Origin of the sequence: Polynucleobacter sp. MWH-Berg-3C6, from assembly GCF_018881855.1 — a bacterium.
Taxonomy (GTDB): Bacteria; Pseudomonadota; Gammaproteobacteria; order Burkholderiales; family Burkholderiaceae; genus Polynucleobacter.
The window spans coordinates 17,722-30,715 of sequence record NZ_JACVPN010000006.1; the positions used below are offsets into that span (position 1 = coordinate 17,722).

16 protein-coding genes are annotated in these 12,994 nt (G+C 43.9%); 6 read left to right on the top strand and 10 right to left on the bottom strand.

Annotation, left to right across the window (positions count from 1 at the left end):
- Positions 1–843: a DUF6671 family protein gene (locus ICN13_RS09630; RefSeq protein WP_216140142.1), complete on the top strand. Its 843-nt coding sequence runs from the start codon at positions 1–3 to the stop codon at positions 841–843.
- A gap of 24 nt (positions 844–867) precedes the next feature.
- Here the strand turns inward: ICN13_RS09630 and ICN13_RS09635 are convergent, their stop codons facing one another.
- On the bottom strand, positions 868–1,761 hold the full coding sequence (locus tag ICN13_RS09635) for a hydrogen peroxide-inducible genes activator (protein WP_216140143.1): 894 nt from the start codon (positions 1,759–1,761) through the stop codon (positions 868–870).
- A gap of 124 nt (positions 1,762–1,885) precedes the next feature.
- Between ICN13_RS09635 and ahpC the strand changes: the two genes are divergently transcribed.
- The 3 genes from ahpC (at position 1,886) to ICN13_RS09650 (ending at position 4,816) form a co-directional block, all read left to right on the top strand.
- Positions 1,886–2,449, top strand: a complete 564-nt coding sequence (gene ahpC, locus ICN13_RS09640; RefSeq protein ID WP_216140144.1) for an alkyl hydroperoxide reductase subunit C — start codon at positions 1,886–1,888, stop codon at positions 2,447–2,449.
- A 96-nt stretch (positions 2,450–2,545) separates the two neighbouring features.
- Positions 2,546–4,123 carry an alkyl hydroperoxide reductase subunit F gene (gene ahpF, locus ICN13_RS09645; RefSeq protein ID WP_216140145.1) on the top strand — a complete coding sequence of 526 codons (1,578 nt, stop codon included), beginning with the start codon at positions 2,546–2,548 and terminating at the stop codon, positions 4,121–4,123.
- Positions 4,124–4,195: 72 nt separating this feature from the next.
- On the top strand, positions 4,196–4,816 hold the full coding sequence (locus tag ICN13_RS09650) for a cysteine dioxygenase (RefSeq protein WP_216140146.1): 621 nt from the start codon (positions 4,196–4,198) through the stop codon (positions 4,814–4,816).
- Here the strand turns inward: ICN13_RS09650 and ICN13_RS09655 are convergent.
- Genes ICN13_RS09655 through ICN13_RS09665 form a run of 3 tightly spaced genes read right to left on the bottom strand, consistent with a single transcriptional unit; the run spans position 4,813 to position 6,775 of the window.
- The gene (locus ICN13_RS09655) at positions 4,813–4,965 is read right to left on the bottom strand and encodes a DUF2256 domain-containing protein (protein ID WP_216140147.1); all 153 of its coding nucleotides are present in this window, start codon (positions 4,963–4,965) and stop codon (positions 4,813–4,815) included. The genes ICN13_RS09650 and ICN13_RS09655 overlap by 4 nt on opposite strands.
- Before the next feature lie 8 nt (positions 4,966–4,973).
- Positions 4,974–6,509 (bottom strand): cryptochrome/photolyase family protein, encoded by a 1,536-nt coding sequence (locus ICN13_RS09660; protein WP_216140148.1) that lies wholly within the window; start codon positions 6,507–6,509, stop codon positions 4,974–4,976.
- A complete protein-coding gene (locus tag ICN13_RS09665) occupies positions 6,506–6,775 on the bottom strand; it encodes a TIGR03643 family protein (RefSeq protein WP_216140149.1) in 270 nt (89 codons plus the stop codon). The genes ICN13_RS09660 and ICN13_RS09665 overlap by 4 nt, the downstream gene beginning before the upstream one ends.
- A 72-nt stretch (positions 6,776–6,847) precedes the next feature.
- Between ICN13_RS09665 and ICN13_RS09670 the strand changes: the two genes are divergently transcribed.
- Positions 6,848–7,192 carry an HNH endonuclease gene (locus tag ICN13_RS09670; protein ID WP_216140150.1) on the top strand — a complete coding sequence of 115 codons (345 nt, stop codon included), beginning with the start codon at positions 6,848–6,850 and terminating at the stop codon, positions 7,190–7,192.
- Here ICN13_RS09670 and ICN13_RS09675 read toward each other — a convergent pair whose 3' ends face one another.
- Positions 7,193–7,903, bottom strand: a complete 711-nt coding sequence (locus ICN13_RS09675; protein ID WP_255534115.1) for a nitroreductase — start codon at positions 7,901–7,903, stop codon at positions 7,193–7,195.
- 316 nt (positions 7,904–8,219) lie between these two features.
- On the opposite strand from ICN13_RS09675, the gene ICN13_RS09680 reads away from it, so the two are divergent.
- The gene (locus tag ICN13_RS09680) at positions 8,220–8,666 is read left to right on the top strand and encodes a surface-adhesin E family protein (RefSeq protein ID WP_216140151.1); all 447 of its coding nucleotides are present in this window, start codon (positions 8,220–8,222) and stop codon (positions 8,664–8,666) included.
- A 3-nt stretch (positions 8,667–8,669) separates the two neighbouring features.
- On the opposite strand, the gene ICN13_RS09685 is transcribed toward ICN13_RS09680, so the two are convergent.
- The 5 genes from ICN13_RS09685 to ICN13_RS09705 form a co-directional block, all read right to left on the bottom strand.
- Complete coding sequence (locus ICN13_RS09685) at positions 8,670–9,806, bottom strand: flagellar biosynthesis protein FlhB (protein ID WP_216140152.1); 1,137 nt, start codon at positions 9,804–9,806, stop codon at positions 8,670–8,672.
- A 70-nt stretch (positions 9,807–9,876) separates the two neighbouring features.
- The gene (locus tag ICN13_RS09690) at positions 9,877–10,200 is read right to left on the bottom strand and encodes a hypothetical protein (RefSeq protein WP_216140153.1); all 324 of its coding nucleotides are present in this window, start codon (positions 10,198–10,200) and stop codon (positions 9,877–9,879) included.
- An 18-nt stretch (positions 10,201–10,218) separates the two neighbouring features.
- On the bottom strand, positions 10,219–11,130 hold the full coding sequence (locus ICN13_RS09695) for a flagellar motor protein MotB (protein WP_216140154.1): 912 nt from the start codon (positions 11,128–11,130) through the stop codon (positions 10,219–10,221).
- Between the two features lie 33 nt (positions 11,131–11,163).
- The gene (motA, locus tag ICN13_RS09700; protein ID WP_216140155.1) at positions 11,164–12,063 is read right to left on the bottom strand and encodes a flagellar motor stator protein MotA; all 900 of its coding nucleotides are present in this window, start codon (positions 12,061–12,063) and stop codon (positions 11,164–11,166) included.
- 12 nt (positions 12,064–12,075) lie between these two features.
- On the bottom strand, positions 12,076–12,987 hold the full coding sequence (locus ICN13_RS09705; RefSeq protein WP_216140156.1) for a flagellin: 912 nt from the start codon (positions 12,985–12,987) through the stop codon (positions 12,076–12,078).
- Between the last annotated feature and the right edge of the window lie 7 nt (positions 12,988–12,994).

Here is a 12,994-nt window from a genome sequence, read left to right on the forward strand (position 1 = left end):
ATGAGCATCTTTCGCAATAGATCGGCTAGCTTATTAACCAAGCATGGCAAAGAACAAGCTATTTCTTCTGTATTAGATGCTGAGCTTGGTTGCCATGTACAGCAAACCGATGCTTATGACACGGATTTATTAGGCACCTTCACACAAGAAACGCCTAGATATGGATCGCAGCTAGATGCGGCTCGTAAAAAAGCCAAGATTGGTATGGAGCTACTCCAGCTTGATCTAGGTATGGCGAATGAAGGTGCTTTTGTAAATGACCCCTACGCAGGGATCATTTCTTGGAATAATGAATTAGTGGTTCTCATTGATCAGAAGAATGACCTGGAGCTCACAGGCTTTTCTGGGGTACCCGCTCAAAGTGATAGCGGCTACTTTAGTCACTGGGAAGAGTTATCGAAGTTTGCTGATTCAGCTCTTTTTCCATCACATTATTTAGTGATCAAGCCTACGGATGAATACCATCCGCAGTCTAGAAAAGGCATTAAAGATTTGACCGCATTGAAGGATGCATTTGAATGGGCAAAAACATTGTCATCAAAGGGCATTGTCTATGCTGAGAATGATCTTCGTGCTTTTGCAAATCCGACCAGAATGAAAAACATTCGCAAGGCCACCATTGATCTAACTAAGAAGATGAAGTCCTTATGCCCCAAATGCCAAATACCTGGATTTTGGGTGAAAGATATTCAACGTGGATTGCCCTGCAATGCCTGCGGACTTCCTACTGATCAGGAGATCGCTAAAATTTGGGGGTGCATCAAGTGCGACCATCAAGATACAGAAGGAATGAAAGTGCTGCGCTTTGCAGATCCTTCAAAATGCAAGCATTGCAATCCATGAATTTGCCATCAATGCACAATAGCATTACGAACTTTTGATCACTTTCACTAAGGCATTAAATTCCTCAATCCTGGCAGTTGATGGTCTAGCTACTAGGGCGATTCTTCTCTTGGGGGCTGGGGCAGCCAAGGGTTTTGCAATTAACTTTGTTTGATTCAGCAAACCAGACTTCACAGCCATCTCTGGTAAGAGTGCAATCCCTAAATCAGACTCCACCATCTGCACGAGAGTGAGTAGGCTAGTTGCCTCAATACCATAATGATTGGCAGCTGAGCTTCTCTTGCATGCCTTAATCGTATGGTCACGCAAGCAGTTACCTTCTTCTAGTAACAAAATACGGTCTGTTAACTTACTATTAAGCTGTACTTCTTTGTTTTTTAGTGCAGGATCATCTTTACTTCCAACCACCCAGAACTCATCATCAAATAATTCTTTCGTGAGAAAGCCATCCGTGTCGTAAGGCAATGCAATGAGAGCAAAATCCAATTCATGACGATTTAACTTATCAATGAGATTGGCCGATAAGTCTTCTCGTAGCACTACTTTGAGTTTCGGAAACTGCTCGCGCATTTTGGGCAATAGCGTTGGCAATAGAAATGGCGCAATGGTTGGAATCACACCCAACTTCACAACGCCGACCATCGATCCAGCTGAACCTTCTACAAAATCTACCAAATCATCTGCCTGCACAATCAAGCGCTGCGCACGCTCGACCACCCCACGCCCAATCGGGGTTACGGAAACGGAGTGTTTATCCCTCTCGACCAATTGAACCCCCAGGGTGTCTTCGAGCTCTTTTAAGCCCGCGCTGAGGGTAGATTGGCCTACAAAGCAGATTTCTGCGGCCTTAGTGAAACTTAATGTCTCACTAAGTGCGATTAAATAGCGTAATTGCTTTATGGTGGGTAATGCAGCCATAGTGAGCCCTTCTTGTTATCTATTAAATCGATTAATAACATCATATTAATTCATTTGAATGATATTTGCAATAGGCCCATAATTCATCCAGTTGTTAATTTATTCAACCCCTGAAAGGAACATCATGTCCATTATTAATACCGCAGTACAACCGTTCAAAACTGAAGCTTTCCATAACGGTAAGTTTGTAACCGTTACTGACGAAACCCTCAAAGGCAAATGGTCTGTATTGATATTCATGCCAGCAGCATTTACTTTTAACTGCCCTACTGAAATTGAAGATGCAGCTGAGAACTATGCTGAATTCCAAAAGATGGGTGCTGAAGTGTATATCGTGACAACCGATACTCATTTCTCACACAAAGTTTGGCACGAGACTTCACCAGCTGTAGGTAAAGCAAAGTTCCCATTGGTTGGAGATCCAACACATACTTTGACAAACGCATTTGGCGTGCACATTCCTGAAGCAGGCTTGGCATTGCGCGGCACCTTCATCATCAACCCAGAAGGCATCATCAAGACTGCAGAAATTCATTCAAATGAAATCGCCCGTGACGTTAGCGAAACTTTGCGCAAGCTTAAGGCTGCTCAGTACACCGCCGCTCACCCAGGTGAAGTTTGCCCAGCGAAGTGGAAAGAAGGCGCAGCTACATTGACTCCATCTTTAGACCTCGTAGGCAAGATCTAAAAGAAGGCTTTTACCAACAGACTCTCTTCGGAGAGTCTATTGGAGAGGACTAGATCCTGCCCAATAGACTCACTCAATATTTACTAAGGAAACATCATGTTAGACAACAATATCAAAACTCAATTGAAGGCTTACTTTGAGAAAATTGCTAGCCCGATCGTTTTAACAGCTACCTTGGATAATGGTGACAGCTCTGCGCAAATGCTCGAGCTCTTAAATGAAGTGGCTGAGCTATCCGACAAGATTACGGTAACCACAGACGGTCAATCTAAGAACATTCCTAGCTTTACCGTTAGCAAGACTGGGGAGACTGCACGTATTGCTTTCTCTGGATTGCCAATGGGCCATGAGATGACTTCATTCATCTTGGCGATTTTACAATCTAGTGGCTATCCACCCAAAGTAGAACAAGACATTATTGATCGCATTCGTGGCATTGAAGGGAAGATGCATTTTCAAACTTTCATTTCCTTGTCTTGCCATAACTGCCCAGATGTAGTGCAAGCCTTGAATTTGATGGCTGCTCTCAATCCTAATATCGAACACGAAATGATTGATGGCGCCCTCTACCAGGGCTTAGTAGATCAATACAAAATCATGGCAGTGCCTACCGTGATCATGAATGGCGAAGTATTTGGTCAAGGCCGCATGACTGTTGAGGAAATTGTTGCCAAACTTGACACCAATAGCCCACAAAAAGATGCCGCTAAGCTCAATGCTAAAGATGCCTTTGATATGTTGATCATTGGTGGCGGCCCTGCTGGCTCTGCTTCTGCTATTTATGCGGCTCGTAAAGGTATTCGGACTGGCATTGTGGCAGAACGCTTTGGCGGTCAAGTCATGGACACCATGGGTATTGAAAACTTCATTTCCGTTCAAGAAACCCAAGGCCCTAAATTAGTTCAAGCCCTTGAGCAACACGTCAAGAGCTATGAAGTAGACATCATGAATTTGCAACGTGCCAATGCATTGCGCAAAACTGCTGATGGCCTTGAGGTTGAATTAGTCAATGGTGCAGTCCTCAAGAGTAAAGCTGTGATTTTGAGTACTGGTGCACGCTGGAGAGAGATGAACGTACCTGGCGAACAAGAATATCGCAACAAGGGTGTAGCCTACTGCCCGCATTGCGATGGTCCCCTGTTCAAAGGCAAGCGCGTTGCAGTGATCGGTGGCGGTAACTCCGGTGTTGAAGCAGCCATCGACTTAGCAGGTATTGTCAGTCACGTCACTTTGATTGAGTTTGATAGCAAATTGCGTGCTGACGCTGTTTTGCAAACCAAACTGAACAGTCTGCCTAACATCACCATCATCAAGAGCGCTTTGACTAAAGAGGTATTGGGTGATGGCGTCAAGGTAAATGGCTTACGTTACCAAGACCGTACGGATAACTCTGAGCACACTCTTGAGCTTGAAGGTATCTTTGTGCAAATTGGCTTATTGCCAAATACGGATTGGCTCAAAGGCACCCTTGAATTATCAAAGCATGGTGAAGTAATTGTTGATAACAAAGGTGAAACCTCAATGCCTGGTGTGTTTGCTGCTGGCGACTGCACTACAGTACCTTATAAACAAATCATCATTGCTATGGGCGATGGAGCAAAAGCAGCATTAGGCGCATTTGACTACCTGATCCGCTCTTCAGTAGTGGAGCCAGAAAAAGCATTGGCTGCATAAGATTGAGTCAAACTCATCGGTCCACCTCTATGGGTATTAAAATATCCATAGAGGCTTTTGGAGAATGAAAATATGAGTAATCAATTAGACAGCATCGCTCCCCTGCGGGAATTTGTGATTGGCATGACGAATTTGGTTTCTCAAGAGACCGTAGAGGCCAATCTCATTTCTAAAAGCTCTGCATTACTCAAAACCCTCATTCAGTCAGATAACTGGCTCCCAGAATTTTGCACCGTTCCCCACCCTGAGTTTTATCAACAGTATTTACTGCATGCAGATCCGTTGGGAAGATTTTCTGTGGTGAGCTTTGTATGGGGTCCTGGTCAAAAGACACCCGTACATGATCACTGCGTCTGGGGACTGATTGGCATGCTCAGGGGAATGGAAAAGGGACAGCGCTATCAGCAGCTGCGGTCAGGTGAATTGGTGATCGATGGCCCTGAAACTCTTTTACGCCAGGGCGATATTGAAGCAGTTAGTCCAACTATTGGCGATATTCATGTGGTAAGCAATGCGATTCCAGACAAAACGTCTATCAGCATTCATGTCTATGGCGCTAATATTGGCGCAGTGAAGCGTCATACTTATGATCTCGTAACTGGCAAGCCCAAGAAATTTGTTTCTGGATACTCTTCTAAACAAGTCCCCAATCTTTGGGATCGTTCAGCTGAGGTTAGAGCCAGCCTCACCTAATCTGGCTTTTTGCGTCTACAGGCATCCGAACAATACTTTACGGATTCCCAGTTCTTAGCCCAGGACTTCCTCCAAGTCATCTCCTTCTTGCAGACTATGCAGAGCTTACTGGGCAAGAAGCTTTTATTTCCCTTGAAGGTGGCTTTCATAATGGCGCCTAGATTGCATCCAGATTATTTAGAATCTTTTTAGCATGAATCGTAATTTCTTTTTGATCTTCATCGCTAATTCTTTTCAAGTTTGCCGTCATTAACCTAGTCCGCGGACTCGCTTCAAATTGATCCCGATGCTTAATTAAAAAATTCCAATATAGAGTTGTGACTGGACAAGCACTTTCCCCAAAACGTACATCCGGCTTGTACTTGCAATCATTGCAGTAGTTGCTCATACGCTTGATATAAGCACCGCTCGCAATATAAGGCTTACTTGTAAACCTTCCCCCATTGGCAAACAATGCCATGCCTGCAGTATTTGGGAGTTCGACCCACTCAATGGCATCTACATAAATCGCTAGATACCAATCGCATACCTCCGATGGGAGTACCTCTGCTAACAATGCAAAGTTTCCGGTAACCATTAAACGCTGTATGTGGTGTGCGTAACCATACTGAAGTGTCTGGCCAATAGCATCTTTCATGCAGGCCATATCAGTCTTGCCACTCCAGTACCAGCTCGGGAGCTTGTTTATGTGCTTGTAATGGTTATCCTTAGCCATCTGCGGCATATCTAGGTAATACATACCACGCACAAACTCCCTCCAGCCCAGTATTTGCCGGATGAAGCCCTCTACCGTCGAGAGATCTAAAGAATACTTTTTCCAAGCCCTTAGTACTGCGTCTACCACCTCCCTAGGGTTGAGCAATTTGAGATTCATAGAGCTAGACAGGATGGAATGCCAACCAAAAGGCGTATCCGTCCACATAGCATCTTGGTAAACGCCAAAGTTTCTGAGACGATACTCAACAAAATAATCTAACGCCTCTAGAGCCTGCTCTCTAGTGACGGGCCAATCAAATGCATTCAATGACCCGGGATGTTCCGCATAAGTTTTGCCAACATAATCAAGCACCTCTTTAGTAATTGCATCATGCGCAAAAGAAAGTGGCTTATCAATAATGCCAGGCCCTTTCTTAGAGTATGGCTTGCGATTATCTTGATCAAAATTCCATTGGCCACCCTCTGGGTTGCCATCAGCATCCACCAAAATACGATGGGTCTTGCGCATGAGGCGATAAAAATACTCTAGCCTCAATTCTTTTTTATTGGCTACCCATTGAGCAAATTCTTGATGAGTGCAGTAAAAATGATTGTCTTCCCGCATATCCAAATGTAGCCCTAACTCTTGAGCCATTTTCTCAATAGCAATTTTGAGACGATATTCTCCAGGCTCTATACAAACAAGTTGTTGAGGCCCATTCTTTTGGATGAACTCCCTTAAGGCATCTGTAATCGATAGGTTTGACTCTTTGATATAGATGAGCGGGTACTTGAGATCTTGAAGCGCCTTAGCAAAGTGCCGCATAGCAGATAAGAACAGGGCTATTTTGGCTTTATGAGACCAAACATATTGGGCTTCATTAGCCGACTCAATCATGATGATTACATCAGTCTCGAGACTAAAATCCCGGAGTGCTGCACTCTGAAGATCTAATTGATCTCCCAAAATCAATATCAGCCGCTTTGCTTTACTCATTTATGCTTATATTGAGTTGGGCAGTGCGCGCGGGTAACTAACTTACTTCTCAAGGCAACATGCTTAGTTGCCCTGCCAGTGACGCGCTTACGCCATAAATTAAAGGAACTACGCTTTAATTGACTACGCATTAACTCAATCACTTCGGACTCCGATAGCCCAAACTGACCTTCGATGGCATCGAATGGCGTGCGATCCTCCCAGGCCATTTCGATTAAGCGAGAAAGATCGGAGTCTGTCAGAGTATTTTTGGAAAATTTTGCCACCCTGCAAGTTTAAGACTTATTTACTAAACTGGTTGGAGCCCTTCACCTCAAAAAGCACCAACACTAGACCCTATGCTTGGCAAAGTTCGTAAAAAGCTCATCTCTCTTGAGCCCCGGCCTATTAATAAGGCGGAGAGACTCGTCTGCCCAATTTGTGAGAGGTCAATTCCGGAATCACAAAAAGATGCTCACCACCTGGTACCGAAATCGAAGGGGGGCAAGACTACCGAGTATTTGCATCGCATTTGCCATAAACAAATCCATGCGCTATTTACCGAATCCGAATTAGCGCAGCAATTAAATACTGCTGAAATTCTCAAGAGCCACCCAGAGATGAATAAGTTTATTACTTGGGTAAAGTCAAAGCCCGATAACTTTTACGAAAGAACTCGCAAGAGCGCTCGCATCAAAAATTAATTACCTAAGCCAAGTAGTAAATTCTTCAGCAGTAACTCTAGGCGTGTGGAAAGTATTCACAATATCCGTTTTATCAGCATAGCCCAGGGCCATACCGCATACCAACATCTCATTCTCTTTTGCACCGATAAATGGCAAGATGATTTTGGAGTAATGATTCCAGGCGGCTTGAGGACAGGTATCCAAGCCCTCACCCCTGGCGGCAACCATGAAGTTTTGTAAGAACATGCCATAGTCAAGCATGGAGCCCCTACCCAACCCTTTATCAATCGTGAAGAAGATACAAACAGGCGCGCCAAAAGCCTCAAAATTCTTGCGGTGCTGCGTATGCATTTTGTCTTTATCGCCCTTGGTAATCCCAAGAAGACCATATAAGCTCCAGCCATTTTCACGACGTCTATCAATATAGGGACTAAACCACTTGGTTGGGTAATAGTCGTATCCAGCTTGATAGTCTTTCTCTAATTCTGGGTTGGCGGCAATGCTGTCATAAGCCTCACAGACTTTTGCACATAATTCTGCAAGGGCATTACCCTCTACTACATATGCCTTCCATGGCTGGGTATTGGTGCCTGATGGCGCTCTAGCAGAAATATTGAGAAGTTTGGTGATGGCTTCTTTTGAAACACTCCCTTTGGTAAATGCCCGTACGGACATCCTAGACACAATTGCATCTTCTACGCTTAAAGATTTCATTTCCCAGTCCTTCATTTTTATTCCAAACCCACCCTCAGCATGCCGCCATCGCCACAATTTGGTAATTTTGAGTGATCTTACATCTATGAATGGCTTTTGCCTGTTTAATATCACGCCCTGCTCTCACTTTTATATCTCAATTTAAAAAGCCAAAGAGTAAAGCCAGCCCTGAACGGAGATCTCTAACGCTATATTTACCCTCATATTGAAATAACTTTGAATTTGCTGGAAATTGAATAAAATACGGTATATTGAAGCGACTAAGACTGAACTTTTCAAAAATTCCATCACTACAATGGCGCGCAAATACCTCCTTACATTATTAAGTCTGATGACATTTCAGGCTCATGCTGCATGGGTAGCCATAGATGAAGGTCGCGGGTTTTTTTATGATCCGGCAACAGTCCAAACAATGGGTCAGCGAACTAAAGTGTGGGGCTTACAAAATTATGACAAAGCCCTTCCGCTTGGTAATCGATCAACGATGTCAAAAAAGATTCAGATTGAGGCAGACTGTTTGCGCACTCAAATCAGAACGGTTTCATATGCATTTCAGACAGAAGCTATGGGCGAAGGAGAAGCCATTATGGGTTACCCCTTGACTCCAGCGAGCCCTTTTGGAAAATGGCGGTCTCCAGAGCCGAACTTATTCGAGCAAGCGCTATTCAATCAAGTCTGCAGAAAGCCAAGTGAGTCATCAGCTCCGCAAGGCGAGTCGATTGATCCCAATGCCCCCTTGGAAATGATTGACGAAACGGCTCCTAATTCTTCTACCTAAAATTTAGGCTGTGGCGCGCTGAATTCGGCTATCAGCCAATTCTGGAAGTGGCCCAATATCGGGCAATTCCTTTTCAATATTTTCCTGTCTTAGCTCATACGCCCATGCCAACACTTTGGCAACAGCCTCAAATAGCTGATACGGAACTGGCTCACCAATTTCCAGCTTGGCATACATCAAGCGTGCCAAAGGCGGTATTCGGGCAATAGGAACAGCGTGTTCACGGGCGCTATCCTGAATACGCAAGGCAATAGCATCCATACCCTTAGCCACCACCACGGGTGCCGCCATTTTTTCTTGGTCATAACGGATTGCCACTGAATAGTGCTCTGGATTGGCCAATACAACATCTGCCTTTTCGATTGCCGCCATCATGCGCGAAGTAGATAGTTGGCGTTGCTTTTGTTTTATCTTGGCGCGTAATTCAGGGGAGCCTTCGGACTCTTTAATTTCTTGCTTCATCTCCTCCTGAGTCATACGCATTTGTTTCTGGAAGTTAAACCACTGGAAGAACACATCTGCAACTGCAATAAGCACCATGGGTGCCAATAAAATTAAGAACCCATAACTAATTAGTTTATAGGACTGAGAGAACGCAGTATTGACATCTTGGTTCACTATAAGACTAAAGCTGCCCCAAAGGCCAACCATGTATGTCAATCCAATTCCCAATAGTAACGATGCCTTAAGAATATTTTTGAGGAGCTCAACTAAAGTATTGACCGAAAACATTCGACCAATTCCAGCAACGGGATCTAGCCGTGCAGCATTGAACTTAAAAACAAAATAAGGCTTAAATGAGACAAGGGTTAAGGGTGAAAGAACTGAGACAAACCAAAGCGGCAAAACCAGCAACAATATAACTACCGCAAACCATAGAAAGGAGCCAAGCCCCCACTTAGCAATACGATCAAATAATTGATCTGGGGCCCCAAAGGTGAGGCCATCTTTGACAAGGTTTACCGTTTGATCAATAAACAGTGGACCAAAAGCAATGAAAGCGATTGGCAAAACAGCAATAAGTGCAAAAGTTGTTAAATCGCGCGATTGGGGTAGTTGACCCTCTTCACGGGCTTTCTCTAGTCGCCGTTCCGAGGGCTCTAGCGTTCGCTCTTCTTGCTTATCGTTTTCTTCTGCCAAGGTTGGCTCCACGCATTAGGATGCCTGAATCTTACCTTTTTCAGCGCATTGGATCAAATATCCTATGAATTTACTTCTTTTTATCTTTAGATGAAGAAAATTCAAGATTTGGATCAACTGTTAAGAGCATTAATTTAAGCCGATACTCATCAACCATTTTGAGGGTGACATTAATTTCATAGCACAAAGGCTTGGCAGCAGAATCCTTGTGAAATGCGCTACGATATCCGCACTGAGTGCCATCGGGATGGGTGCTATAAGGACAAGGGCAAATGCCCTTGTAATTTGCAATTGACTCCTTAACGATGATAGTGCGAATTTGCGCGTCTGAAATTGGCTTGTTTGCAAAAGCCAGGGATGGTAGCGCTACAAGTAAGAAAAGAAGGTGGCGCATTACGTCGCCTTATACAAACTAAGGCTTGGGCTGTGTCGCAGCCTTAGCATTTGAATCTTTAGCTTGCGGGACATCCTTGCCAAGCTTTTTCTTATCTTTATCTGCGGCAGCAGCTTGTTCGGGGGTGATTACCTCTTCCTTAGTCGACATCATCTCTTTCGGAGTGAAGGCGGTAATGGTAATTCTCCGATTGAGCGGGTTGCGGGAGTCGTCCTTAACAAACAGTGAGCGGTCGGCATAACCAGTAACTTCGGCAATTTTATCTTCCGATAAGCCGCCAGCGAGTAACTCACGTCGAGCTGCATTTGCCCTATCTGCAGACAATTCCCAGTTGCTGTACAGGGCGCCAGGACGGTATCCAGAGCTATCGGTATGTCCTTCAACCTTAATCAGAAAACGAGATGAAGAAAGTGGTTTTCCAAGGCGCTGCAATACTTGTGCAGTGGTTGCTTCTAAATTGGCGCCACCCAACAAAAACATCGGCTTTTTATTCTCAGCCAAAGTAATCGTCAATCCTTCGGCCGTCTCCTCAATCAGAAGCTCATTACTATTTTTCATGAGAGTTTGATTTTCAGCAATAAAAGCTTCAATCTCTTTGCGTAACTCTTTCAAGCGCTCCACATATTTTTTGGCATCTTCAAGGACATCTTCGGGTGGTTTCTCTTCCTTGCCTTTAGGAGCATCAGCACCCTCTTTATTTGTCTTGGCATCCTTTGCTTGAACGTTTGATTTGCCTTTGAAATAATCAGCAATATTATCTTTTTGAATCTGTGGAATCATACTTACAATCCACATAATCAAGAAGAAAACCATCATCGCTGTCACGAAGTCAGCGTACGCGATTTTCCATTGTCCGCCATGATCTTTTTTGTGACGACGGGCGGACTGCCTTATGAACTGGACTTCTGGTTGTTGAGGTTGATCTGCCAAAATATAAAAAGTAAAGTTATAGATTAGTACCGCTTAGCGATTGGCGCTACGCATGATGTCACGAGTTGCCGTTTCCAGAGCCTCATAACTTGGTCTTTGGTCAGAGAAAAGAACCTTGCGGCCAAATTCAACCGCAGCAAATGGGGGAAACTTATTTAAGTAGGCCAATAAGATAGCCTTAACAGCATAGTAGGGTCTTAACTCCACTTCAGCATCATGCTCAAGTACTTTAGCTACTGGACTCACAACAGAATAAGAGAGCAACACACCCAAGAAGGTTCCAACCATCGCTGATGCAATTTTTTCACCAATATCTGGCTGGTTAATCGATTGCAAAGCAATCACAACACCCATAATCGCCGCAACAATACCGAAAGCAGGCAGGCCGTCAGCAACAGTATGAACCGCATCGGAAGGAACCATGAGCTCTTCTTCCAATACTTCAATTTCTTGCTGCATCAAGCTCTCAAACTGAGCCAAGTTCATCGAGCCGCCCAACATCATGCGAGCATATTCAGAAATAAAGCTTGTTAACCGAGGATCAGCTAAAACTGTCGGGTAACGCATAAATAAAGCACTGGCTTGTGGATTTTCAATATCCTCTTCCACCGAGCGCATACCACCACGAGATATTTTTTGAACAATCTCAAACATCAAACACAAGAGATCTTGATTTGATTGAAGATTGATTGCATTAGAAGCAAAAATCTTCTTTAAGGCAGAAGCGATTTTCTTAAGAACGCGACCCTTATTTGATGCAACCATTGCGCCAAATGAGGCACCAATAATGATGATAAATTCCCAAGGCTGCCATAAGTGATAGAGAGCATTTAAAGCATCATCCGAATTCCAGCCGCTGCTATGAAGACTTACGCCAATATAACCGCCAAAGATACAGCCGAGTGCTAAAAGCAGACCAACGGTTAAATTCATACCATATACCTATCAAATTTTGTCAAAAAGGGTTGATGACTGTATCTTAGCAAAAATTGACTGGGCAGCCTGAAGAAGGGCCTGGGACTTCCCTAGATTAGCTGAAGACTCAGCAATATCGGTATCTAAAATTGCAGAACGCGCCTCCTCAGCATTGAGCTTTTTCAGATCAACAGAATCCTGAGCATTGCTGACCTGGGCATTGATTAGGCCTATTTTGACCTGAGCACCACGAATCTGGATTATAGAAGCGTCGACATCACCGGAGTCAGTTGCATTAGGAGGGGTGCCATTTTTGAGCTTAGCAACAATATTGTCCAATATGGTCAATACATCCTTGGTTGCTCCCCCGACAGAATCTCTCTCTCCATTCGGATCAATATTTCCCTCTTTATTAAGACGGTCACCATTTCCGTATACACCCATTGATTCAGCCAGACTCACGCCTTCTTCGACTGAAACATTCAGATCAATAGTTACCCTACCTAAAGAGTCGTTCTCATTAGCCATATTAATCAGGAAAGGTTGACCGCTAGTGTCCTTAGCTTGTGCAAAAGATTTAATAGAGTCACGTAATGATGCTGCTTGTTGGTACATAGTAGTAGATAGGGTACCTTGAGCAAATGCACTTGTGGATTGAACTACCACCTGCTTAAATTTTGCTAGTGCCGCATTAATGCTCACCAATTGAGCGTCTGTATTGCTAACGCGCTCAGCCATCTTTTTATTGTTAATAGAAAACATCTCATATTGAGCTTTATCAAAATCAATCTTCATGCCATAACCTACTGCTTGCGGACTATCTGATACATTTTGATATTTTTGGCCTGATGAAATCTGAGTTTGATATTTCATAACATCACCAGCTTGCTGCTGGATTGAAGTGACGCTTGAATCGTAGATTTGTTGGGTGCTAATTCTCATAAATTTA